At 68.0% G+C, this 22,363-nt stretch carries 22 protein-coding genes; 7 read left to right on the top strand and 15 right to left on the bottom strand.

Annotated features, from left to right (window positions below; all coding sequences use genetic code 11):
- The first annotated feature begins 82 nt into the window (after positions 1-82).
- On the top strand, positions 83-1,609 hold the full coding sequence (locus VXM69_RS05540) for a mannose-1-phosphate guanylyltransferase/mannose-6-phosphate isomerase (protein WP_034185694.1): 1,527 nt from the start codon (positions 83-85) through the stop codon (positions 1,607-1,609).
- A 147-nt stretch (positions 1,610-1,756) separates the two neighbouring features.
- Here the strand turns inward: VXM69_RS05540 and VXM69_RS05535 are convergent, their stop codons facing one another.
- From VXM69_RS05535 to VXM69_RS05500, 8 genes are all read right to left on the bottom strand, one after another.
- Positions 1,757-2,698, bottom strand: a complete 942-nt coding sequence (locus tag VXM69_RS05535; RefSeq protein WP_034185693.1) for a DUF6566 family protein — start codon at positions 2,696-2,698, stop codon at positions 1,757-1,759.
- A 700-nt stretch (positions 2,699-3,398) separates the two neighbouring features.
- Positions 3,399-3,980 (bottom strand): DUF3501 family protein, encoded by a 582-nt coding sequence (locus VXM69_RS05530; RefSeq protein ID WP_367189124.1) that lies wholly within the window; start codon positions 3,978-3,980, stop codon positions 3,399-3,401.
- A 28-nt stretch (positions 3,981-4,008) separates the two neighbouring features.
- On the bottom strand, positions 4,009-5,346 hold the full coding sequence (locus VXM69_RS05525; RefSeq protein WP_034185966.1) for a heterodisulfide reductase-related iron-sulfur binding cluster: 1,338 nt from the start codon (positions 5,344-5,346) through the stop codon (positions 4,009-4,011).
- 120 nt (positions 5,347-5,466) lie between these two features.
- Entirely contained in the window at positions 5,467-5,889 is a 423-nt protein-coding gene (locus VXM69_RS05520) for a rubrerythrin family protein (protein WP_006497294.1), read from the bottom strand.
- A gap of 225 nt (positions 5,890-6,114) precedes the next feature.
- On the bottom strand, positions 6,115-7,383 hold the full coding sequence (locus VXM69_RS05515; RefSeq protein ID WP_049029219.1) for an RNA polymerase sigma factor: 1,269 nt from the start codon (positions 7,381-7,383) through the stop codon (positions 6,115-6,117).
- Positions 7,380-7,796, bottom strand: coding sequence for a VOC family protein (locus tag VXM69_RS05510; RefSeq protein ID WP_367189123.1), 417 nt, complete (start codon positions 7,794-7,796; stop codon positions 7,380-7,382). Before VXM69_RS05510 ends, VXM69_RS05515 begins: the two co-directional genes overlap by 4 nt.
- Before the next feature lie 38 nt (positions 7,797-7,834).
- The gene (locus VXM69_RS05505; protein WP_124609066.1) at positions 7,835-8,254 is read right to left on the bottom strand and encodes a YciI family protein; all 420 of its coding nucleotides are present in this window, start codon (positions 8,252-8,254) and stop codon (positions 7,835-7,837) included.
- A gap of 125 nt (positions 8,255-8,379) precedes the next feature.
- A complete protein-coding gene (locus VXM69_RS05500) occupies positions 8,380-8,733 on the bottom strand; it encodes a YciI family protein (protein WP_034185688.1) in 354 nt (117 codons plus the stop codon).
- Positions 8,734-8,940: 207 nt separating this feature from the next.
- Between VXM69_RS05500 and VXM69_RS05495 the strand changes: the two genes are divergently transcribed.
- The 4 genes from VXM69_RS05495 (at position 8,941) to VXM69_RS05480 (ending at position 13,398) form a co-directional block, all read left to right on the top strand.
- Positions 8,941-10,788, top strand: a complete 1,848-nt coding sequence (locus tag VXM69_RS05495) for an ExeM/NucH family extracellular endonuclease (protein ID WP_367189121.1) — start codon at positions 8,941-8,943, stop codon at positions 10,786-10,788.
- 285 nt (positions 10,789-11,073) lie between these two features.
- Positions 11,074-11,460 (top strand): YqjD family protein, encoded by a 387-nt coding sequence (locus VXM69_RS05490; protein ID WP_034185686.1) that lies wholly within the window; start codon positions 11,074-11,076, stop codon positions 11,458-11,460.
- Positions 11,461-11,524: 64 nt separating this feature from the next.
- The gene (locus VXM69_RS05485) at positions 11,525-12,109 is read left to right on the top strand and encodes a YSC84-related protein (RefSeq protein WP_034185685.1); all 585 of its coding nucleotides are present in this window, start codon (positions 11,525-11,527) and stop codon (positions 12,107-12,109) included.
- Between the two features lie 236 nt (positions 12,110-12,345).
- Positions 12,346-13,398, top strand: coding sequence for an AI-2E family transporter (locus tag VXM69_RS05480; protein ID WP_034185684.1), 1,053 nt, complete (start codon positions 12,346-12,348; stop codon positions 13,396-13,398).
- A gap of 9 nt (positions 13,399-13,407) precedes the next feature.
- Here VXM69_RS05480 and VXM69_RS05475 read toward each other — a convergent pair whose 3' ends face one another.
- The 6 genes from VXM69_RS05475 to VXM69_RS05450 all read right to left on the bottom strand — a co-directional run bounded on the left by VXM69_RS05475 (position 13,408) and on the right by VXM69_RS05450 (position 19,401).
- Positions 13,408-13,926, bottom strand: coding sequence for a hypothetical protein (locus VXM69_RS05475; RefSeq protein ID WP_034185683.1), 519 nt, complete (start codon positions 13,924-13,926; stop codon positions 13,408-13,410).
- Positions 13,927-14,121: 195 nt separating this feature from the next.
- Positions 14,122-15,138, bottom strand: coding sequence for an NADP-dependent oxidoreductase (locus tag VXM69_RS05470; protein WP_367189120.1), 1,017 nt, complete (start codon positions 15,136-15,138; stop codon positions 14,122-14,124).
- A 37-nt stretch (positions 15,139-15,175) separates the two neighbouring features.
- Complete coding sequence (locus tag VXM69_RS05465) at positions 15,176-15,964, bottom strand: SDR family oxidoreductase (protein ID WP_034185681.1); 789 nt, start codon at positions 15,962-15,964, stop codon at positions 15,176-15,178.
- Between the two features lie 435 nt (positions 15,965-16,399).
- Positions 16,400-16,990: a phosphatase PAP2 family protein gene (locus VXM69_RS05460; protein WP_034185680.1), complete on the bottom strand. Its 591-nt coding sequence runs from the start codon at positions 16,988-16,990 to the stop codon at positions 16,400-16,402.
- 81 nt (positions 16,991-17,071) lie between these two features.
- Positions 17,072-18,388, bottom strand: coding sequence for an Nramp family divalent metal transporter (locus VXM69_RS05455; RefSeq protein WP_049028188.1), 1,317 nt, complete (start codon positions 18,386-18,388; stop codon positions 17,072-17,074).
- Entirely contained in the window at positions 18,337-19,401 is a 1,065-nt protein-coding gene (locus VXM69_RS05450) for a helix-turn-helix domain-containing protein (protein WP_226251889.1), read from the bottom strand. Before VXM69_RS05450 ends, VXM69_RS05455 begins: the two co-directional genes overlap by 52 nt.
- 460 nt (positions 19,402-19,861) lie before the next feature.
- Between VXM69_RS05450 and VXM69_RS05445 the strand changes: the two genes are divergently transcribed.
- The gene (locus VXM69_RS05445; protein WP_034185677.1) at positions 19,862-20,785 is read left to right on the top strand and encodes a LysR family transcriptional regulator; all 924 of its coding nucleotides are present in this window, start codon (positions 19,862-19,864) and stop codon (positions 20,783-20,785) included.
- A gap of 81 nt (positions 20,786-20,866) precedes the next feature.
- Positions 20,867-21,268 carry an OsmC family protein gene (locus VXM69_RS05440; RefSeq protein ID WP_034185676.1) on the top strand — a complete coding sequence of 134 codons (402 nt, stop codon included), beginning with the start codon at positions 20,867-20,869 and terminating at the stop codon, positions 21,266-21,268.
- A 97-nt stretch (positions 21,269-21,365) separates the two neighbouring features.
- Here the strand turns inward: VXM69_RS05440 and VXM69_RS05435 are convergent, their stop codons facing one another.
- Complete coding sequence (locus tag VXM69_RS05435; protein WP_049028163.1) at positions 21,366-22,247, bottom strand: Dyp-type peroxidase; 882 nt, start codon at positions 22,245-22,247, stop codon at positions 21,366-21,368.
- Between the last annotated feature and the right edge of the window lie 116 nt (positions 22,248-22,363).

Below are 22,363 nucleotides of genomic sequence, written 5' to 3'. Positions count from 1 at the left end.
TCAGGCAATGGGCCCGGTTTTATTGTCGATTTACTTCATGCTACAACGACAGGCACTGACTTCAACCGTGGAGAGTGCCATCATGAATGCTCCGGCCGTGGCAGCCGAAACGCGCCATGCTTCTTCCGCCGCCCCCGCCGCCGGCACGCGCCTCGCGGTGCAACCGGTGATTCTTGCCGGCGGCTCCGGCACACGCCTGTGGCCGATGTCGCGCGAACGTTTTCCGAAACAGCTGATCGGCCTGCTCGGCGATCATTCGCTGCTGCAGTCGACCGCCCTGCGCCTCGACGGCCTCGCGGCCGACCATCCGCTGAACGACGACGTGCTGATCGTGTGCGGCGAGGATCACCGCTTCACGACCGCCGAACAGCTGCGCCTGACGGCCAAGCGCGCGACGATCATGCTCGAGCCGCTCGGCCGCGACACCGCGCCCGCGCTCACGCTGGCCGCGCTGCGGCTCGTCGCCGGCGGCAACGATGCGGTGATGACGGTGATGCCGGCCGACCACGCGGTCGCCGACCTGCCGCGCTTTCACGCAGCGGTCGCGGCCGGCGTGCACTGCGCCGCGCAAGGCAAGATCGCGACGATGGGCATCGTGCCGAAGCACGCGGAGACCGGCTACGGCTACATCCGCGTGGGCGCGCCGCTCGGCGACGCCGCGACCGGCAGCCTCGACGTGCGCCGCCTCGACCGTTTCGTCGAGAAGCCGCACCTCGAACTCGCCCAGCAGTACGTCGCATCGGGCGAATACTGGTGGAACAGCGGGATCTTCATCGTGCGCGCGTCGGTCTGGCTGAAGGCGATCCGCCAGCTCGAGCCGGCGATCTACGCCGCGTGCGAAACGGCCGTCGCCCAGGGCAAGGACGACGGCGATTTCTTCCGTGTCGATCGCGAGGCGTTCGCCGCGTCGCCGTCGAACTCGATCGACTACGCGGTGATGGAGCCGCTCGCGAGCCTGCCGCAACTGTGCGAAAGCGTGGTCGTGCCGCTCGACGCCGGCTGGTCGGACGTCGGGTCGTGGGACGCGATCTGGCAGATCTCGCCGAAGGACGATGCGCAGAACGTCGGCCGCGGCCATGTGCTGTTCGAAGGCGCCGAATCGACTTTCGCGCATTCGGAAAGCCGGCTCGTCGCCTGCGTCGGCACGCAGAACCTCGTCGTCGTCGAAACGCCCGACGCGGTGCTCGTCGCGGACAAGTCGCGCGTGCAGGACGTGAAGAAAATCGTCGGCCGCATCAAGGCGCAACGCGGCGCGGAAGCCACCGATCACCGCAAGGTGCATCGCCCGTGGGGCCACTACGACTCGGTCGACATGGGCGAGCGCTTCCAGGTGAAACGCATCGTCGTGAAGCCGGGCGCGCAACTGTCGCTGCAGATGCATCACCACCGCGCCGAACACTGGATCGTCGTGCGCGGCACCGCGCGCATCACGCGCGGCGACGAAACGTTCCTGCTGTCCGAAAACGAATCGACCTACATCCCGCTCGGCGTCTCGCACCGCCTGGAGAACCCGGGCAAGATGCCGCTCGAACTGATCGAAGTGCAATCGGGCGCGTACCTCGGCGAGGACGACATCGTCCGCTTCGACGATACCTACGGCCGCCAGTGATGCATCAAACGCCCGGGGCGCCGCTTCGACGGCGGCGCCCCGGGGGCCAGGCCCGTTCACACCGACAACGGTCTCGCGAACGTACCCGGGCAAGCACGCGCGGGCGTCGTGGCACACGACGGCCCGCGCCTCGCATCGGCACCGCGATCAGCCGACGCGGTACGCGTACTCGCGACGTTCCGACTGCACCGGATCGTTGCGGCTTTCGGTCAGCGCACCGGTATGACGCTCGGCGATGAAGCGCTTGATGTCGGACTCCGCACGCGACAGCGCCGACAGACCGGCCAGCACCTCGCTTTGCGGCGCGCGCGCCGGCTCGTCGCTCGCGCCGTGGCGATCGATCCACTGGCGCGCCCAGTCGAGCGCGTACTGCTCGGCTTCCTCGGCGTCGGTAAAGCGCGGGCCGATCAGGCCCGAGCGTTCCACGCGCCGGTCGTCCTGCGAGATCTCGGCCCACGCGCGATACATCAGGTTCTGCACCGGCTGCGCGGTGCCGCTGATCGTATAGCCGCGATACGAGTCGACTTGCGGTTCGGCCGCGGCGAAGCTCGCCGACGACACATGCGCATGACGCAACTCCGTCGACGGCGCGCCGGGCACCACGAACGATGCGTCGGACCGGTCGATCACCGCATCGTCCTGCCTCGCGCTGACCGACGCGCCTTCGCCCTCCCAAACGTTTGCCTGAGCGACCGGCAATTGCCACGACTCGGGGTTTTGCCAGAACACGCCGCGCAAGCGATCGTTGTCGGGCACGGATTCCACACGGCGCGCGGGAACCACAGGCACCGGCGGCGGCGGAATATACGCGAACGTGCGCCCGCTGAACTGGGTCAGCACGTCGATCATCTGCAGCAGCGTGCCGTTCGCAAGCCACTCCTCGTAGCGGCGTCGGCACGTCGGCCCGGACGGATAGCGGCCGGGCAGCTTGGACCAGGCTTCACCGGTCGTCAGGATCCAGAGCACCGCATTGGCGACGACGCGCGGTTCGGCGCGCGGACGCCCACGACGATTCAGCCGGATGGGTTCATCGGCGATCAGCGTTGAAAGACGAAACCACTCTTCATCGTTAAGCTCATCGAAGAACATAGTAGATCTCTCCACGCAGCCAGGCCGGGCTGCGATTGGCGGCGCCATTGCGACACTTCGCGTCGCGGGGGCGGCCAGGTTGCACATTATGGTTATCCGGTGTTGTGCATGCCGGCTCGGCACCGCACTTTTACGGTGCCGTGATTCCCGGCAATGGCGCACAAATCACGGTCTCACTCCAATGTGGGAATTTTTGTGCACGAAGCATACCATCCTCAGGGTTTATCTCAATATGACAATGACTTAATGTTACGCACTGAAACAACCTGCCATTGATGCGCAATCCATTTACGCTTGAATTTTTTTGCGAGATCTTTATGCCCGTCGCTGCAAAGGCCCGCCTGGCGGGGCTCTACAGGGTATGAAGAATGGCTTGAAATAACCGGTTACAGGCTGGTCCGACCCTTGCCGGCAACAATCGCCGGAACTGCTGCCTAAAATCGGTAAATCATGGGAAAATTCGTAACGAGAGATTCACGAATCGGTAAATCATTCAATTTCCGTTCGCCGTGATTATCTTCGTACACAATCTTGATATTGTTTCTCTGCGAGTGATGAAAGGGCGGTGACGCGCGATGCACGGTATGTCTCCGCGTGCAAATTCGTGACGCGTGTTACATCTTCGCGGCGACAGCCGGGCAGCCCCCTGTTTCGGGTCGGAATGGAACGGCGGAAACCGGGCGCGCGGGACGCGCGTCGGTCAGCGCAGGTCGCCGGCCAGCGATGCGGTCACGTCCGCGTCGACGCGCTGCGGCGGCATCGTATAGGCAGGATGATCGCAGCCGATCGACAGCGCCGCCCCGCCCTTGAGCGCCGCGCGCATCGGCGCGTCGAGTTCGAAACGCACGAAGTGCACGGCCGACGTCTTCTCGGCGGTGTCGCGCTCGAGATCCTCGTCGGCGATCGCGTAGACGCTCGCATGCCCGTCGACCCGCACGTACACGCGATCCTCGACGCCGATCAGCCGCGCGAGCGCCGCGCGCCGCTCGGCCTCGTGCTCGTATTCGATCTGCATCGTCGCCTTCAGGTTGGTGCCGTCGGGTATCAGCGGCAGATACGCGTCCAGCTCGCCGTCGATGCCTGCCTCGTCGAAGATCTTCTCGATGTGCAGCATCTCCTGGATCTGATAGCGGATCGTCGTCTCGTCCTCGAACAGGAAGCGCAGATGGTTGCCGAGCGCCACCGCGCGGCGGCGCTTGTACGCGACGAGCCGCGCGTGTTCGGCCCGGCGGATTTTCGCGTACGCCTCGAGCGTCAGCAGGGAGTCGCGGGTCAGCGTCATGAGAGGTCCTCGAGGATGGCGGGCGTCGTCAGACGCCGTAGGCGCGGCGCAGCAGCGTGAGCGGATGCGCGAGCGGCGCGGACGGCAGCCCCTTCTCGTCGATGCCCTGCACGATGTGATGGCCGGCCAGCGCGCAGTCGGACGACACGACGTCCGGCCGCGGCTCGGCCATCGCCTTGAACACGGGTGCGCCGATCCGCATCGCGTCCGCATGGAATTCCTTCTTCACGCCGAACGTGCCCGCATGCCCCGAGCAACGCTCGACGACGTTCACGCGCGTATCGGGCACGAGCGACAGCGCGTCGGCGGTCTTGCGGCCGATGTTCTGCACGCGCGCATGGCACGGCACGTGATACGACACGGTGCCGAGGCCGGTCTTGAAATCGGTCTTCAGCAGCCCGTCGCGATGGCGCGCGATCACGTATTCGAACGGATCCCAGAACGCATCGGCCACCGCGCGCACCGCGTCGTCGCCGGGGAACATCAGCGGCAGCTCGCTCTTGTACATCAGCACGCAGCTCGGAATCGCGCCGATCAGCGCGTAGCCTTCGCGCGCATAGCGTTCGAGCACCGGGATGTTCGCGGCCTTCTTCGCGGCCACGCCCGCGAGGTTGCCCTGCTCGAGCAGTGGCATGCCGCAGCAGGCTTCGCGCGCGACGAGTTCGTACGGGATGTCGTTATGCGCGAGGATCGCGAGCAGATCGTGGCCGATGCCCGGTTCGTTGAAATTCACGTAGCACGTCGCGTAGATCGCGACCTTGCCAGGCGTGCGTTCACCGTCGCGCACGGGCGGGTTGCCGGAGCGCTGCGCGGCGCGCCGGAACTTGCGCGGCGCGAACTCCGGCAGCCATGCGTCGCGATCGACGCCGAGCGCCGCTTCGAGCGCGTGGCGGGCGGGCGGCGTGCGGTTCACCGCGTTGACGGCCTGCGTGACGATCGGAATGCCCGCGAAATGACCGAGCGCATCGGTATTCGACAGCACCTTGTCGCGCAACGCCACTTCGCCGCGCCGGTAGCGCGCGGCCTTGCCGCGCAGCATCAGGTGCGGGAAGTCGACGTTCCATGCGTGCGGCGGCACGTACGGGCATTTCGTCATGTAGCAGAGGTCGCACAAATAACACTGGTCGACGACCTTGCCGAACGCTGCCTTCGGCACTTCCTCGATATCGCCCATCGGCGTGTCGTCGACCAGGTCGAACAGCGCCGGAAACGCGCCGCACAGCGACACGCAACGCCGGCACCCGGCGCAGATGTCGAACACGCGCGTCATTTCCGCATCGATCGCGGCCTGGTCGTAGAACGCATCGGACTGCCAGTCGAGCGGATGCCGGGTCGGGGCTTCGAGACTGCCTTCCTTGTGGGGCATGGGGCGCTCCAGCGTGGCGCGCATGCGCGCGAGCGCGCCGCCCGCGCGGCGGGCAGCGATGAACGAACGGCCGGCCGCATGCCGGACGCGCGGCGATGCCGTGCGGCCCGCGGCGGCCCGTCAGTCGACGAGGCTGTCCAGCGCCTTCGTATAGCGGTTCGCGTGGCTGCGTTCGGCTTTCGCCAGCGTTTCGAACCAGTTCGCGATTTCGTCGAAGCCTTCGTCCCGCGCGGTCTTCGCCATGCCCGGATACATGTCGGTGTATTCGTGCGTCTCGCCGGCGATCGCCGATTCGAGATTCAGCCGCGACGAACCGAACGGCAAGCCCGTGGCCGGATCGCCGACCGCTTCCAGGTATTCGAGATGGCCGTGCGCATGGCCCGTTTCGCCTTCGGCGGTCGAGCGGAACAGCGCGGCGACGTCGTTCTGCCCTTCGACGTCGGCCTTCGAAGCGAAATACAGATAGCGCCGGTTCGCCTGCGATTCACCCGCGAATGCGGCCTTCAGGTTCTCTTCGGTTTTGCTGCCCTTGAGTTGAGCCATTTGCGCCTCCGTTCGAGTCGGCGCGGCCGCGTGCGAAGCCGGGCCGATGAAGTATGTGGGGAACGATGCGTGTGCCGGGGCGCGCACATCGTGCTCTTCAATCTAGGCGCTCGCGTTCGCATCCCCCAATAGGCTTTTTCAATGCGCGCGATAGTGTCGGGTGGGGGCGCGGGTGGCGTCGGGACCATGCGTTCGGCGCGCTCCGCGTGGGTCATGCCTCATGCGTCAGGCATCGGTCGCGCGCTTGAGCAGTAATTCGCGTTCGCGCGCGTTGCGCGTCATGTCCGCCGCGCGCCGGAACTCCAGCCGGGCTTCGTCGGTGCGGCCGAGCTTGGCCAGCAGGTCGCCGCGCACGCTCGGCAGCCAGTGATAACGCGCGAGCGCGGGATCGTCGCGCAACGCATCGACGATGTCGAGTGCCGCGGCCGGCCCGAACGCCATCCCCACCGCCACCGCGCGATTCAACTCGACGACCGGCGACGGGGCAACCTCGGCGAGCGCGTCGTACAGCGCGACGATCTGCGCCCAGTCGGTATCCGACGCCTGCCGCGCACGCGCATGGCAGGCCGCCAGCGCGGCCTGCAGCGCATACGGCCCGCGCACGCCGCCGAGCTTGGTCGCCCGCTCCAGCGCCGCGAGGCCGCGCCGGATCAGCAGCGGATCCCAGCGGCTGCGATCCTGATCGAGCAGCAGCACCGGCCGGCCCTGCGCATCGGTGCGCGCATGCATGCGCGACGCCTGCAGTTCCATCAGCGCGACGAGCCCGAGCACTTCGCTCTCGTCCGGCGCGAGTCCGGCCAGCACGCGGCCGAGCCGCAGCGCTTCGTCGCACAGCGCCGGACGCGTCCAGTCGTCGCCGGCGGTCGCCGCATGGCCTTCGTTGAACACGAGGTAGATCACTTCGAGCACCGACGCGAGCCGTGCCGGCCGTGCATCGGCGGCCGGCACCTCGAACGGCACGTGCGCGGCCGACAGCGTGCGCTTCGCCCGCACGATCCGCTGCGCGATCGTCGGCTCGGGCGTCAGGAACGCACGCGCGATCTCGCCGGTCGTCAGCCCGCCGAGCAGCCGCAGCGTCAGCGCGACCCGCGCATCGGTCGACAGCACCGGGTGGCACGACGTGAAGATCAGCCGCAGCAGGTCGTCGCCGATGTCGTCCTCGCTCGCGTCGGCGAGCGCCTCCGCGATGTCGGGGACGACGTGCGCTTCGAGCGCGTCCATCTCGTGACCGAGCTGGTCGCGCTTCGCCGCATGCAGCGACTCCTGCCGGACACGGTCGAGCGCGCGGCGCTTCACGGCCGTCATCAGCCACGCGGCCGGATTGTCGGGCACGCCGTCGACGGGCCAGTGTTCGAGCGCCGCGACGAGCGTGTCCTGCGCCAGTTCCTCGGCCACGCCGACGTCGCGCACCACGCGCGCGGCACGCGCGATGATCTTCGGCGCCTCGATCCGCCAGACCGCTTCGATCGCACGATGCGTCGCCTCAAGCGTCACGACGCCTGCCCCTGGCCCGACGCGTCCAGCGGCATGGCCATCAGCTCCCATGCGTGGCCGTCCGGATCGTCGAACCCGTGGCCGTACATGTTCGGATACTCGCGCGGGGCCTGCGGCGCGGAGCCGCCGGCCGCGAGCGCCTTCGCGACGATCGCGTCGACCTCGGCGCGGCTGTCGCACGACAGGCACGACAGCACCTGCACCTGCGTCGCCGGATCGATGATCGTCTTGCCGGTAAAGGTCTGGAAGAACGACCGCACGAGCAGCATCGCGAAGATCGTGTCGCTGATCTTGATGCAGGCGGCCTGGTCGTTGGTATAGGCCGGCACGACTTCGAAGCCGAGGGCCTGGTAGAACGCCTTCGAGCGCGGCAGGTCGGCCACGGGCAGGTTGATGAAGACCATCTTGTGCATGACGGGTGCTCCCGGTGAAGTTGGATCGACGTGGACGCTCAGGCGCCGGCGCGGCCGACGTGGAGATCGCGGAACCGCTCGACCGCATCGCTCGGCGTGAGGTCGTCGAGTTCGAACAGCGGCCGCACCTCGATCTCGCAATCCATCTCGGCACCGAACGGCGCGGGAAACCGCCGCGTCCATTCGAGCGCCTCGTCGCGCGAACGCACCTGGATCAGCGTGTAACCGGCGATCAGTTCCTTCGTTTCGGCAAACGGCCCGTCGACCACCGTGCCCTTGCCGCCCGTGTAGCGCACGCGCCAGCCGCGCGCGCTCGGCCGCAGCCCGTTCGCGTCGAGCAGCACGCCGGCCCTGGCCAGTTCCTCGTGATAGACGGTCATGGCCTCGACCAGCCGGTTGTCCGGCAACGCGTCGGATTCGCTGACGGCGTTCGCCCGGATCATGATCATGAATCGCATCGTGTACTCCTTGTCGTCGATGGCAGGAGGCGCCCGTTCATCGGGGCCTTATCCGGACGACGGACGAAAGACGGCCGGATCGACACGCGCCGCGACGCATCAGGGTAAATACCGAGTCGCCGTCGTTACAGGAAGCACGGCCCCACCGCCCGAACCTCGACCGTGCACCATTGCGCGGCCGGGCACTGGCGCGCGATCTCGATCGCCTCTTCGCGCGTGTCGACATCGACGAGGAAGAAGCCGCCGACCATTTCCTTTGCCTCCGCGAACGGGCCGTCGAGCAGGCGCGTCTCGCCGTCGCGCACCTGCACGCGCGTGCCGCGCTCGGAGCGCTCCAGCGACTCGACGCCGCGCAGCACGCCGCGCGCCTTCAACGTCTCGGCGAAATCGACCATCCGCGCGTACAGCGCCTGACCTTCGTCGAGCGTGCGCTCGGCGCGCTGTTCGGTCGGTTCGACAATCAACAGCATGTAAGACATGGATTTCTCCTGTGGGGACGGGGCGCGGCAGCGTTCGCCGCGCGATCGGCACGCGGCACCCGATGCGAAAGCGTAACAGCCGCGATGCGGCCGGCCGACATCGTTGGCCGATCGGCACTGGCCTGACGGCCAATTCGGCCGCTTCCTGACATTTTGCCTTCAGGATGCAGGCCCGAACTGTCGGATTTTCTTCCCGAGGACCGCCCCATGTCACGCCTGCCGCCGCTGCTTGCCGTTGCGCTGTTGCCCGCCCTCTTCGTCCGCCCGGCCGGGGCCGCGCTGCCGGTCAGCGCCGGCTGCGGCGGCGCGACCTCGGCGATTGCCGAACTGCGCCGCGCCGGCGGCCCGTCGCCGGCGGCAGGGCACACGACGTCGATCGAGGCCGTCGTCACGGCGGCGTTCGGCGGGGCCGACGGCCTCGGCGGCTTCTTCGTCCAGCAGGCCGACGCGCGGCGCAAGCGCACGCCAGGCGTCCCGGAAGGCCTGTTCGTATACGCGCCGAACGCACGCGCGAACGCCGGCGATCTCGTGCATCTCACCGGCCGGGTCGACGATCGATACGGCCGCACGCAATTCACGCTGACGGGCGGCATCGCCGTCTGCGCACGCGGGCAGACGGTCACGCCCGCCACGCTCACGCTGCCGGTCGCCACGCCGGACGTGCTGGCCGCGCACGAAAGCATGCTGGTGCGCCTGCCGCAAACGCTGACCGTCAGCGACACGCACGAACTCGGCCGCTACGGCAGCGTCGTGCTCAGCAACGGCCGGCTGCGCATCCCGACCCAGGTCGCGCCGCCCGCCGAGGCCGCGGCGCGCGCGGCGGCCAACGCGCGCAACCGCATCGTGCTCGACGACGGCTCGAACCGCCTCGATCGCACGGCAGTCCGCTATCCGCCGCCCGCACTGAGCGCCGCCAACACGCTGCGCGCGGGCTACACGGTGCGCGGCGTCGAAGGCGTGCTCGAGCTGCGCTACGGCGCGTGGCGCCTGCAACCGGCCACCGGTGCACCACCGGTGTTCGACGCCGCGACGAATCCGCGTACCGATGCGCCACGCCGGCATCCCGACGCCGACGTGCGCATCGTGTCGTTCAACGTTTTCAACTACTTCAACGGCGACGGCCACGGCGGCGGATTCGGCGCAGCGGCCGATCGCGGCGCAAAATCACCCGCGGCATTCGCGCGGCAGGAAGCAAAGATCGTCGCGGCGTTGCGCGCGCTGGACGCCGACGTGATCGGGCTGATGGAAATCGCGAACAACGGCCACGGCGACACGAGCGCCGTGCGGCGTCTCGCCACGCAACTCGGCGACGGCTGGCGCGCGGTCGATCCCGGTACCGCGCGGCTCGGCGACGATGCGATCGCGGTGGCGCTGCTGTACGACAGCCGCGCGGTCGAGCCGGTCGGGCGCGCCGCCACCGTCACGCTGGGCGGCCGGCACCGGCCGCCGCTCGCGCAGACATTCCGGCGCGTCGGCGGCACACGTGCGTTCACGGTCGCGGTCAATCACCTGAAGTCGAAGAACTGCCCGAACGCGAGCGGCGCCGATCGCGACCAGTCGGACGGCCAGGGCTGCTGGAATGCGGCCCGCACGCGGGCAGCCGTGCGCGTCGCCGACTGGCTCGCCACGTCGCCGACGGGCGCCGCGGCCGACGGCGTGCTGCTGATCGGCGACCTGAACAGCTATGCGAAGGAAGACCCCGTTCGTGCGCTCGAAGCGCGCGGCTATACGAACCTGGTGGCACGCTTCGTCGGCGATACTGCGTACAGCTACGTATTCGGCGGCGAGGCCGGCAGCCTCGATCACGCGCTCGCGACGCCGGGCGTGGCCGCGCGCGTCAGGGCCGTGCACGTCTGGCACATCAACGCCGATGAACCGTTTGCCCTGCAACCGGTGCCCGATTACAAAACGGTCGCGCATCGGTCGTCCTATTACGCACCCGACGCGTATCGGTCATCAGACCACGATCCCGTCGTCGTCGACCTCGCACTGGGCAACGGCCCGCGAATGCCGGGCGCAGGCACAAACCCTGCTCGCCCGTACGGCGTCGATTAGTGCATTTGCATCAGCCCATCGCCTGCAATGGCACTATTTACCTGGTACCCCGGGCGACGCCATATTTACCGCACATTCACTTCGTATCGCTTTGAGCTGCACGCGTTTCGCCCAATTGAGAATTTTTTTCAATCTTCGCGCGGCCCCGCGTGGCGGGGCTTCCCGGCAATTCCGCCGACGAATTGAAAAATTGTCTCGAAACTCAATCGGGTCAAGTGAATCACATTGGTTGCTGGGATTCGTCTTATCTTCAAATTGGCCTTGAATCGAAGGAGGATAAACATCATGGCGCTCACCGACTCGATCGAACACAAGCTGGACCGCGGCCTCTCCGACATCCGTCGCACCGGCCGGCGCGTGGGACGTACGACACGCTCGGCCGCCCGCGACCTGCACGCGGACGTGACCGACGATCTGCGCGGGCTGGTCGACGAACTGGAAGACCTGTTGAAAAACGATGGCGACGGCGATATCGCCGCCCTGCGCAAGCGCGTGCAGTCCAAGCTCGACGAAGCACGCGGCGCGCTCGACTACGCGTCGGGCAGCGCGGCCGCCCGGCTGCGCGAGTCGGCGGAACGCGTGTCGCAGGTCGTGCACGACAACCCGTGGCAAACCGCCGGCGTCGTGGCCGGTCTCGCATTCGTTGCGGGCCTGCTGCTGTCCCGCCGTTGACCGCGGCCAGCCGCCCCGCTGCCCGCACCGCCCATCTTCAATCAGACAACGAAGGAGAACCGCCATGCAGAAGTCTCTCGCCATGAAGGCCGCCGCCGCCGTGATGCTCGGCAGCCTCGCGCTCGCCGGCTGCACGACCACGCCCGACAAACCCGACAGCCCCGCCGCCAGCGCATCGAAGCGCCAGTCGATCGACGCCAGCGTGAACGCCACGCTGTCGCGCCTCTATTCGACGGTGCCGGGTTCGCGTGAGCTCGTCGCGAAATCGCGCGGCACGCTCGTGTTCCCGAACGTGCTGCAGGCCGGTTTCATCGTCGGCGGCCAGTCCGGCAATGGCGCGCTGCGCGTCGGCGGCAGCACCGTCGGCTACTACAACACGTCGTCGCTGTCGGTCGGCCTGCAGGCCGGCGCGCAGTCGAAGGCGATCGTGTTCCTGTTCATGACGCAGGATGCGCTCGACTCGTTCCGCAAGTCCGAAGGCTGGTCGGCCGGCGCCGACGCGTCGGTCGCGGTCGTGAAGGTCGGCGCGAACGGCGCGGTCGACTCCAACACGGCCACCGCACCGGTCGAGGTGCTGGTCCTGACCAACGCGGGCCTGATGGGCGACCTGTCGGTGAACGGCACCAAGGTGACGAAGCTCAACATCTGACGATGCGGCACGCGGCCTCGGGCCGCGCCCGCTTCCCGGCAGCGCCGCGGCCCCGGCCGCGGCGTTTTCGCATGGGTCACACGCGGCCGCTATGATCGCGGGGCCTTTGCGGGCATACTCCCGTTCGGGCCGCCCCGCGCCGCGCTCCGCCGCGAACCCGTGACGTTCGCGAGCCGATCGCGCGCCGGGCCACGCAATTCAATCAAACGAAGCAACAATCTGCGCGAACGCCACCCATGGATAGCGGACACGATCACCAAAAATTCTTCTATTTCCTGCTGGCCGCGGTCACCGTCGGACTCTGCTGGATCCTCGCGCCGTTCTCCGGCGCCGTGTTCTGGGGCACCATTCTCGCGATCCTGTTCCAGCCCGTGCAGCGCTGGCTCGCCGCGCGCTTCGGCAAGCGGCGCAACCTGGCCGCGCTCCTCACGTTGTCGCTGATCATCCTGATCGTGATCCTGCCGCTCGTGTTCGTCGCCGCGACGCTCGTGCAGGAAATCGCGTATGTCTACCAGGAAATCAAGTCGGCGCCGCCGAATTATTCGCAGTACTTCCAGGACATCATTCACGCGCTGCCGTCGTCGATCCAGCACCTGCTGCAGAAATACGGGTTGACCAACATCCCGGGCATCCAGAAGAAGCTGACCGACGGCGCCGCGCAGATCAGCCAGTTCGCGGCCACCCAGGCGCTCAGCATCGGCCAGAACACGTTCCAGTTCATCGTGAGCTTCGGCGTGATGCTGTACATGGTGTTCTTCCTGCTGCGCGACGGCGGCGAGATCGGCCGCCGCGTGCGCCGCGCGCTGCCGCTCGACGACGAGCACAAGAACCTGCTGCTCGCGAAATTCACGACGGTCGTGCGCGCCACCGTGAAGGGCAACATCGCGGTCGCGCTCGTGCAGGGCGCGCTCGGCGGCCTGATCTTCTGGATCCTCGGCATCGAGGGCGTCGTGCTGTGGGGCGCGCTGATGGCGTTCCTGTCGCTGCTGCCCGCGATCGGCGCGGGCCTCGTGTGGGTACCGGCGGCGCTCTACTTCCTGATGATCGGCGCGGTCTGGAAATGCGTGATCCTCGTCGCGTTCTGCGTCGGCGTGATCGGCCTCGTCGACAACCTGCTGCGCCCGATCCTCGTCGGCAAGGACACGAAGATGCCCGACTGGGTCGTGCTGATCTCGACGCTCGGCGGGATGGCGCTGTTCGGCATCAACGGCTTCGTGATCGGGCCGCTCGTGGCGGCGCTGTTCATGGCGAGCTGGGACATCTATGCACGCTCGGAACAGGGCGAGTGACGCGCGCCGTCAAGGATGACGGATGTTGATGACGACGGGCGCCACGGCGCCCGTTTCGTCATCCGCCGCAACCGTCATCACACCGCCGTACGGGCCGACGCGATACGCGCGCCCCGATACCAGCGGCACGCTTCGATCGTCGCGCGCATCGCGCCACGTGGCGCGTACCCCCGAACCGGCATCCGGCTCGAACGGCGTGCCATCGGCCGCGGCCAGCGTCACCTGCGCGCCCGGCAAGCGCCGGCCGTGCGCTTCGAACCGCAGTGTCGCCACCGCGCTGCCGGTCATCTCCCGCCCTTCGACGAACGCGCCGGACGGCGCATCGAGCGTCACGTCGTAGAGATCGACGAGGGCGCCCGTGAAATGCACGACGCCGTCCGACGTCGCCTGCCCGTTTGCCATCGCACTCGACATGGCCAGCGCGACACCGAGCCCGACAGCGATCCGCTGCACGCCACCCGTACGCGACGCCGTTCGATTGCGCACCGCGCCCGATGCCGATGCCCCCCGTTTCGCGTCGTTTCGCATGTTCCCTCTCCCCTTTCGCGTGACCCAAAAAAAGGCGGCGTGACGCGTCGGTCACGCCGCCTGTCTGCTGGCAATCACTTTAGGGAGAGCGGCCGGGACAATATATGGGACAAGTCCTAAAATACGGCCCGGTTAATCGAACTCACTGTAGTCGGCACCGGTCGCCGGCAACCGGCGACTTGCCTCTCCGCCTCGTCACGCATCCGGATCGACGCGCAGCACGAGCTTGCCGCGATGGTCGCCGTCGAACAGGCGATTGAGCACCTCGGGCGCATTCTCGAGACCATCCGCCACGGTTTCCTCGGCCTTGAGCCGGCCGTCGCGCAGCCAGCCGGCAAGCGTCTGCACGGCTTCGCGGCTCTTGCGGTAGTCCAGGATCAGGAAGCCGCGCATCGTCAACCGCTTCGAGATCAGCACGCCGACGTCGTCGGCCGCGCGGCCGCTGTTGTAGTTCGAGATCACGCCGCACAGCGCGACGCGCCCGCCGATCACCATTCGCGACAGCACTGCCCGCATCACCTCGCCGCCGACGTTCTCGAAGTTCACGTGCACGCCGTCCGGCGTCGCCGCCTTCAGTTGCTGACGGAAATCGTCGGCCTTGTAGTCGACGGCCGCGTCGAAGCCGAGCGTCTCGGTCAGATAGCGGCACTTGTCCGCGCCGCCCGCGATGCCGACCACGCGCGCGCCGTGGATCTTGCCGATCTGTCCGGCGATCGAGCCGACCGATCCGGCCGCCGCCGACACGACAAGCGTCTCGCCCGGCTGCACCGGCGCGATGTCGGTCAGCCCGTAGTACGCGGTCAGCCCGCTCATCCCGCACGCGCCGAGCAGCGTCGGCAGCGGCAGGCCCGACTGCGCGGGCAGCTTCACGAGCTGCGCGGCCTGGTCGGCCGGCACGACCGCATAGTCCTGCCAGCCGACGAGCCCCTGCACGAGATCGCCGGGCGCGAACCCCGCATGACGCGACGCGACCACGCGCCCGATGCCGAGCGCGCGCATCACCTCGCCGATCGCGACGGGCGGCAGGTACTGCGGCACGTCGCTCATCCACACGCGGTTGGTCGGGTCCATCGACAGGTACAGCACGCGCACGAGCACCTCGCCGTCCGCGAGCGCCGGCACCGGCGTCTCGACGAGCGAAAAATGTTCGCGGCCGACGCGCCCCTCGGGGCGTGTCTTCAGCAGCAGTTGGCGGTTCACGGGTGTCGACACGATGTTCTCCTCCAGTCGTTGTGGTTCGGGATGCGCGTCAGACCGCGCACATGCCGCCGTCGATCACGAGTTCGGCGGCCGTCACGAAGCGGCTCTCGTCGGAGGCGAGATACACCGCCGCGTGCGCGACGTCGTCCGGCTCGCCGAGCCGGCGCAGCGGAATGCCGCGCGCGAGCTTGCGCGTCGCGTCGCGTTCGCCGAGCGACTGGAACAGCGGCTCGACGATCCCCGTGCGGATGAACGCCGGGTGAATGGAATTGCAGCGCACGTCGATTTCGCGGCGCGCGCAGTCGATCGCGACCGACTTCGTCAGCGACGCGACCGCCGCCTTCGACGCGTTGTACGCGGTGAAATCCGGTTCGACCTTGAACGCGGCGACCGACGAGATGTTGATGATCGACGCGGGATGGCTCTCGGCCAGATACGACAGCGCATGCTTGCAGCCGAGCACGATGCTCTCGACGTTGATCGCCATCACGCGCCGCCATTCGTCCAGCTCGATCTGCGCGGGCGAACCGATCGAGCCGACGCCCGCGTTGTTGACGAGCACCGACAACCCGCCCATCGCATCGACCGCCTGCGCCAGCAGCGCCTGCCAGCGCGCTTCGTCGCGCACGTCCTGCGTCGCGGCGAACGCGACCGGCGTGGCGTGGCCCGCGTTGAGTTCCTGCGCGAACGCATCGAGCACCGCCGCCTCGGCGATGTCGGTCACGAACACGCGCGCGCCCTGCTCGACCATCCGGCGCGCGATCGCGCGGCCGAGGCCGCCAGCGGCGCCGGTAATGTATGCGCACTTGCCTGCGAGGCGCGATGAAACGGCTGTCATGTGACGGGCTCCTGTCGTGGTTCGTCGTCGCGGAACGCTGCCGCGACGGGTTTTTCCGTGCCTATCCCGGCCGACACGGGCCGGTCGACCGTGCGCGGTCGTGACGACGCACCGCACGGTTTCCGCGAGTATATCGAGATGATCGTGACGCGCATCGGTCAGTCCGGCGGCCTGCCCCGGTTGAACGTCAGCCAGCGTACGCGAATGCCGCCAATCGATGAAATGAATATTCGTTATACCCGGTCATAGGCACCGTTCATGACCTTCGCGCCCCTGCGCGAACGCGCGAGCCGACACGGACGATCCGGCGGGCCGGCCGATGCGCCGATTCGGGGAATGGCAAGGGTGACGTTCCGCGACGCGGGACGCGCAATGGCGCTCGGGACAATCGATCGGGGAACCGCCGGACGAACGCCGGCGGGAAACCGCCAGCCGTCAGAATCCGTCGCCCGACGGCGCGCGCACGAACGCGCAGAGCTGCGGCGAATGCATGTCGATCATCTGCTGGAACGGCGCGCGATGCCCGTACGCGATGCCCGACACGAGCAGCAGGCAAACCGCCGCGATGCGCGGCGAGAACGCGCGCTGCCGCGCGCCGTCGTAGCCGCGCAGGAACACCAGCGCGACCAGCGCGCCGAGCATCCAGCCGACGACGACTTCAGGCAGCGTGTGCGAGTGGTCGAACACACGCGCGACGGCCGTGATCGCGCCGACGGCCAGCCCGGCCGCGATGCCGGGCGCCTTGCCGGGCCGGAACGCCTGCCACAGCATCGACAGCGCAACCGTCCACACGGACGTCGACAGCATCGTATGGCCGCTGATCACGCGGAAATCGAATTGCGGCAGCTCGATGCCGCACCCGGCATACAGGATCTTCGTCGCGCCAACGACGCCCATGCCGGCGGCGAGCAGCATGCCCCAGCGGGCGGCGAGGCGCCAGTCGGCCATCGCCAGCCAGGCCGCGCAGGTCAGCGCGATCGGCAAGGTCAGCGCGGCGTCGCCGATGTTGCTGATTTCACTCCACATAACGGACTTCGGACAACGATGGAAAGGCCGCAGTTTACCGTATGCGCGCCGCGCGGCTGTGTCAGCCTGTGACAGGCTGTATCAGCCCGCGACACCGGTAATCAACAACAGGTTCGTGCCGGTGATGACGACGAACAGCGCCCACGCGGCGACCTGCATCCCGCGGCCGATCGTGTGCTCGCCCATCGTGTCGCGGTCGCTGACCGAGCGGATCAGCGGCCACATCGCGAACGGCAGCTGCAGGCTCAGCAGCACCTGGCTCCACACGAGCAGTTGCCCGACCGACCCGTCGCCGAGCCACAGCACGCCGATCAGCGCCGGCACGAGCGCGAGCCCGCGCGTGATCAGCCGGCGCTGGTAGCACGGGATCTTCGTATGCAGGAAGCCGTCCATGATCACCTGGCCGGCGATCGTGCCGGTCAGCGTCGAGCTTTGCCCCGACGCGAGCAGCGCGATGCCGAACAGCAACGCGGCCGCGCCGCCCGCGATCGGCGTAATCAGCTTGTAGGCCTGCTCGATGTCGGTCACGTTGTGCAGGCCGGTCGCGTGGAACGCCGCACCGGCGACGATCAGGATCGCCGCATTGACGAGCATCGCGACGAACAGCGACACGCAGGTATCGATGCGCACGAGCGCGAGCGTGTCGCGAATCATGCCGCGCGCGCCGCCGACGACATGCCGCGTCTGCACGACCGACGAATGCAGGTACAGGTTGTGCGGCATGATCGTCGCGCCGACGATGCCGAGCGCGAGCACGATCGCGTCCTTGCGGTCATGGCCCGGATCGCCCGGCACGAGCCCGCCGACCACCGCATGCCAGTCGGGCGGCGTGATCGCGACCTGCGCGACGAAGCAGAACGCCATCGTCGCGATCAGCCCGAGCACGATCGCCTCGATCTGCCGGAAGCCCTTGCCCTGCAGGCCGAGCACGATCACCGTGTCGAGCGCGGTCAGCACGACGCCCCACGCGAGCGGCACGCCGAGCAGCAGCTTGAACGCCAGCGCGCAGCCGAGCACTTCCGCGATGTCGCACGCGATGATCGATATTTCGGCGGTGATCCACTGCACGATGCGGCCGAACCGGCCGTAGCGTTCGTAGCTGGCCTGCGCGAGATCCTTGCCCGCGACGAGGCCGAGCCGCGCCGCGAGCATCTGCAGGAAGATCGCCGCGAGGCTCGAGAACGCGACGACCCACAGCAGCGAATAGCCGAACTGCGAGCCGGCCTGGATGTCGGTCGCCCAGTTGCCGGGATCCATGTAGCCGATCGCGACGAGCAGGCCGGGGCCGAAAAAGCGCTTGAGCTTCTGCCAGCGCGGCGCGCCGGCGTCGATCGTGATGCTGCCCTTTACTTCCGACGGGCAGAAAGGGGCGGTGGCGGTAGTGGGGAGGAAGGGCATGGAAACCGGGAATCGAGATCGCGACAGGGCGATTTTACGGGTATCCGTCCCGTTTTCTCGTGCGCGTCGATACACGCGTCCCAACTCGCCCCGTCGCCGGCGCGGTACGCGGCGCCGGAACCCTCGTCCGCCTCGGTCGACATGGTGCCGCGATTCAGCAGCCGGTCCCGCTCGGCGACGCGAAATTCGGTCGGCGAGATCAGCAGGCGCTGCCGAAACAGCTTCGCGAGCCGCTCGCCGCTGCCGAACCCGGTGCGCCGCGCGACCTTGTCGGCCGGCAGCGTCGTGTGGATCAGCATGTGGCACGCACGCTCGAGCCGCACGTGCTGAACGAACTCGGTCGGCGTCACGCCGATCTCCTTCTTGAAGCGCCGCAGGAAATTGCGCTCGCTCATCGCGGCGACCTGCGCGGCGTTCGCGATCGACACGCGGTTCACGCTCTGCGCGCGCAGCCGCTGCGCCGACATCCGGATCGGCGGGCTCGCGCTCAGTTCGCGAAACGCCCACATCGACTGCGCGTAGCGCTGCTCGACCGGCCGCATCATGTTGCTGGCGATCTCCTGCGCGGCGCTGTCGCCGAGGTCGACGCGGAACATGTCGAGCGCGGCGGCGAACACGTCGGTCTCGCCGGCCTGCAACTCGACCGTCGTCGCGCCACGACGCGCCCCCCGGCCCGGCCGCACGTCGATCGACGCCGACGGCCGCCGCGTGGCCGCGAGCGCGGGCAGGTCCATCGCATCGACGATCCAGCGCGCATGCCGTCGAATGTCGGTCAGGCGCCGCTGCAACGCGTCGTCCCAGTTGACGGCCGCGCGCTCGCCGTGAAGATGAAAGAACGCGAGTGCGCGACGGCCATGCTCGTCACCGAGCGGCTCGGCCGCGATTCTCACGCCGGACGACGACTGCAACAGTCCCCCGCTTTCGGATACGTACTTCAGTTGGTAATCCGCACTGTACGCATGCAGGCGATTCGCCAGGTTGAAGGCCTCGCCAAGACGCGCGGCCTGGGCCAACGAAAACCCCGTACTCAAATAGATAACGACCCACCGCTGATCTGCTGCATTCACTGGCCAAGCCCCCGACTTGTTCGACTTCTTCTAATACCGTCGAACTGTCAGGCTTATATTTGGTTTGAATGCGTGCGACAGGACGGCTATCCCGAAATATGAAGCGACGGCATCTTAGCCGAACGGGTAGCGCCTTTGGCACGAAATGGCCGACGTGGACAGCATGATGGCGGATTACTACAGGCTCTCACGTATTGCCGGTATGCCCATGCAGAATCACGCATGCGAGGCACGCATCGTGGCGTGCCGCACTGCGGGCGAAGCCGCACGCGCGTACCGGTCCGAACGGCATCGATACGCATCGAACGTGTTCGATCGGCACGCACGTCACGCACCACACGCGGCGCATCCGTTGCCTGCGCATCCCTTAGAATCGATCCACCGTTCACCACCCCCACCGCGCGCCGTGCCTGCCGATCATCGCCTCGACCTGAACCTGTTTCGCGTGCTCGACGCCGTGTACGTATACGGCGGCATCGGCGCGGCCGCCCGCGCGCTGCATCTCACGCAGCCGGCCGTCACGCACGCGCTCAACCGGCTGCGCGCGCATTTCGACGATCCGCTGTTCGTGCGCCAGGGCAATCGCGTCGTGCCGACCGAACGCACGCGCGCGATCATCGCGGACGTGCAGCTGCACCTGAAGGGCCTGCAACGCACCGTGCGCGATCCGTCGGCCTTCGATCCCGCGACGCTCGACCTGAGCATCGCCGTCGGCATTCGAGACGTGCTGGAATCCATTGCGTTGCCGCGGATCGTCGCGGCATTCGCCGACGAAGCGCCGGGCCTGCGACTCGTGAGCCGCCGTGTCGCGGTGGCCGACATCGAGCGCGAACTCGCGTCGGGCAATACCGACCTCGTCGTCGATCGTCGCGTGCAGACAGGCCCGCGCATCGCCACCGAACACCTGCTCGACGATTCGCTCGTCGTCGCGCTGCGCCGCGATCATCCGCTGGCGGGCGACCCGCTGCGGCGCAGCGACTATTTCGCGGCCCGACATATCGCGGTGTCGTCGCTCGGCGAACCGCAATCGCTCGACGTGCTGCTCGGCAACGACGGGCGCTTCCGCGATATCCGCCTCACCTGCCAGCACTATTTCGCCGCGTGCCAGATCGCCGCGACGGGCGACCTGCTGGTCACGCTGCCGCACACGTATGCGCTGCGGATGGCCGCACTGCTGCCGATCGTCGTGCGGCCGCTGCCGTTGCGGCTCAAGCCGTTTCCGCTGCTCGCGTACTGGCATGAATCGCGCGACACCGATCGCGCGCACCAGTGGGTACGCGAACGCATCGCCGCACTCGTGCGCAGCAGCGCCGGCGCCGCCAACGCATAGCCCAGGCCGGGACGGTATGCTGACGGCTGCGCGCCGTCACGCGGCGCCCGCCTTTTACTTCCCGCTTACCGGAGACTTGCCATGTCGCTCATCCATGCCGCCGCCGTGCTCGACGCGAACGCACCCGACTACGTCGTCCAGCTGCAGGCCGGCACGCACGCGCTGACCGGCGACGAAGCGCCGCGCGAAGGCGGCCAGGATCGCGGGCCGGCGCCGTACGAGTTCGTCCTGGCCGGTCTCGCGCAATGCACGGCCGCGACGCTGCGCATGTACATGCAGCGCAAGACGTGGCCGGCCGTGCGCATCGCCGTGCGCACCGAGCTGCATGCCGATCGCGAAGGCGTGCAGTACGTGCGGCGCGTCGTGACGCTCGACGGCCCGCTCGACGACGCGCAACGCCAGCGTCTCGCGGAAATCTGCGAGAAGACGCCGGTGACGCAGTTCATCAAGCGCGGCACGCGGATCGAAACGACGTTGAACTGATGCACGCGGCGAGCGACACGCGATCGCCGCCCGACATGCAAAACGGGCGGGCCGCGCATGATGCGCGACCCGCCCGTTCATCGATACCGCCGCGCGCTTACAGTCCGAGCGCGGACAGGTCCAGCTTGCCGCCCTTCATCGGCGGACACCAGAAATACGCGCCCGTCAGCGGCCGCGTGAAGCGGAACAGGCCGTCGACGATCCCGTCGTCCGCGCCGCTCATCCTCCGCATCTGCACGTCGAACGCGCGGAACGAGCAGCCGAACGCGACGAAGTAGAGGCCCGCGCGACGCGCGTCCGACCACGGCGAAGAACGGCGCAGCATGAACGCCTCGGGCTCGAAGCTTTCCTGCGCGGTACGCTTCACGTGCGCGAACTCGGGTGCGTCGTCGAGTTCCTCGTTGTCCGAGCGGCGGCGCCCGACGATGTTGTCCATGTCGCCCGACGGAATGCGCTCCATCTGGTCGAAGTCGTGCAGCCATTGCTGCACCGCGACGAAGCTCGCACCGTCGAGCCCCGCCCCCTGCCCCGTGACGATCGCCGCGGCCACCGCGTCGTCGCCTTCCGGGTTCTCGGTGCCGTCCTCGTAACCGGACAGGTCGCGGTCGTTCGAATAGCGGAAACCGTCGACGGCATCCTGCAGCGCAAATGCCGGCGCGAGCGCGCGCTCGATCGCCCGCGCACGCAGCACGATCTCGCCGCGGTCGTCGGCGCGCAGCCAGACCCATACGTCGGCCGGCGTGGCCGGCAGCGTGCGATCCTTCACGGCGAACGCAGGAAAGTCGGTCAGGCCCGGCACCGGACGCCCGAGGTGAGCGGCCAGCGACTGTCCGAAACCGACGACCGTGTCGCGTCCGTCGACGATCTCGCGCAGCGCGGCCAGTGCCGCCGCCACGTTGCCGTCATTCGAAATCGTGAAAGTGAGGTACCGGGCTGCCGTGTCGATCGGAGCCAGGATGCCTTGCTGAACGTCGCTCATCGTTTCCTCAGGAGTGTATCGGGGGTGAATCTGCAAGGGTCGCACCATCGTGCGCCGTGGACGCCGAAGTGTAATCGATGCCCCTGCCGGCCCCTGCGCTGCCGCGCCGCGAGACG

It is taken from the genome of Burkholderia sp. Ed8 (assembly GCF_040761425.1).
GTDB classification, from domain to species: Bacteria; Pseudomonadota; Gammaproteobacteria; order Burkholderiales; family Burkholderiaceae; genus Burkholderia; species Burkholderia seminalis.
This window is presented reverse-complemented; position numbering and strand designations above follow the sequence as displayed.

Bases quoted from the DNA above. Each gene is read 5' to 3' on its own strand.
- VXM69_RS05505 (WP_124609066.1), bottom strand. From the start codon at position 8,254: ATGCGATTCATGATCATGATCCGGGCGAACGCCGTCAGCGAATCCGAC.
- VXM69_RS05525 (WP_034185966.1), bottom strand. From the start codon at position 5,346: ATGCCCCACAAGGAAGGCAGTCTCGAAGCCCCGACCCGGCATCCGCTC.
- VXM69_RS05460 (WP_034185680.1), bottom strand. From the start codon at position 16,990: ATGTGGAGTGAAATCAGCAACATCGGCGACGCCGCGCTGACCTTGCCG.
- VXM69_RS05490 (WP_034185686.1), top strand. From the start codon at position 11,074: ATGGCGCTCACCGACTCGATCGAACACAAGCTGGACCGCGGCCTCTCC.
- VXM69_RS05435 (WP_049028163.1), bottom strand. From the start codon at position 22,247: ATGAGCGACGTTCAGCAAGGCATCCTGGCTCCGATCGACACGGCAGCC.
- VXM69_RS05500 (WP_034185688.1), bottom strand. From the start codon at position 8,733: ATGTCTTACATGCTGTTGATTGTCGAACCGACCGAACAGCGCGCCGAG.
- VXM69_RS05465 (WP_034185681.1), bottom strand. From the start codon at position 15,964: ATGACAGCCGTTTCATCGCGCCTCGCAGGCAAGTGCGCATACATTACC.
- VXM69_RS05485 (WP_034185685.1), top strand. From the start codon at position 11,525: ATGCAGAAGTCTCTCGCCATGAAGGCCGCCGCCGCCGTGATGCTCGGC.
- VXM69_RS05535 (WP_034185693.1), bottom strand. From the start codon at position 2,698: ATGTTCTTCGATGAGCTTAACGATGAAGAGTGGTTTCGTCTTTCAACG.
- VXM69_RS05455 (WP_049028188.1), bottom strand. From the start codon at position 18,388: ATGCCCTTCCTCCCCACTACCGCCACCGCCCCTTTCTGCCCGTCGGAA.
- VXM69_RS05480 (WP_034185684.1), top strand. From the start codon at position 12,346: ATGGATAGCGGACACGATCACCAAAAATTCTTCTATTTCCTGCTGGCC.
- VXM69_RS05530 (WP_367189124.1), bottom strand. From the start codon at position 3,980: ATGACGCTGACCCGCGACTCCCTGCTGACGCTCGAGGCGTACGCGAAA.
- VXM69_RS05520 (WP_006497294.1), bottom strand. From the start codon at position 5,889: ATGGCTCAACTCAAGGGCAGCAAAACCGAAGAGAACCTGAAGGCCGCA.
- VXM69_RS05540 (WP_034185694.1), top strand. From the start codon at position 83: ATGAATGCTCCGGCCGTGGCAGCCGAAACGCGCCATGCTTCTTCCGCC.
- VXM69_RS05440 (WP_034185676.1), top strand. From the start codon at position 20,867: ATGTCGCTCATCCATGCCGCCGCCGTGCTCGACGCGAACGCACCCGAC.
- VXM69_RS05495 (WP_367189121.1), top strand. From the start codon at position 8,941: ATGTCACGCCTGCCGCCGCTGCTTGCCGTTGCGCTGTTGCCCGCCCTC.
- VXM69_RS05510 (WP_367189123.1), bottom strand. From the start codon at position 7,796: ATGCACAAGATGGTCTTCATCAACCTGCCCGTGGCCGACCTGCCGCGC.
- VXM69_RS05475 (WP_034185683.1), bottom strand. From the start codon at position 13,926: ATGCGAAACGACGCGAAACGGGGGGCATCGGCATCGGGCGCGGTGCGC.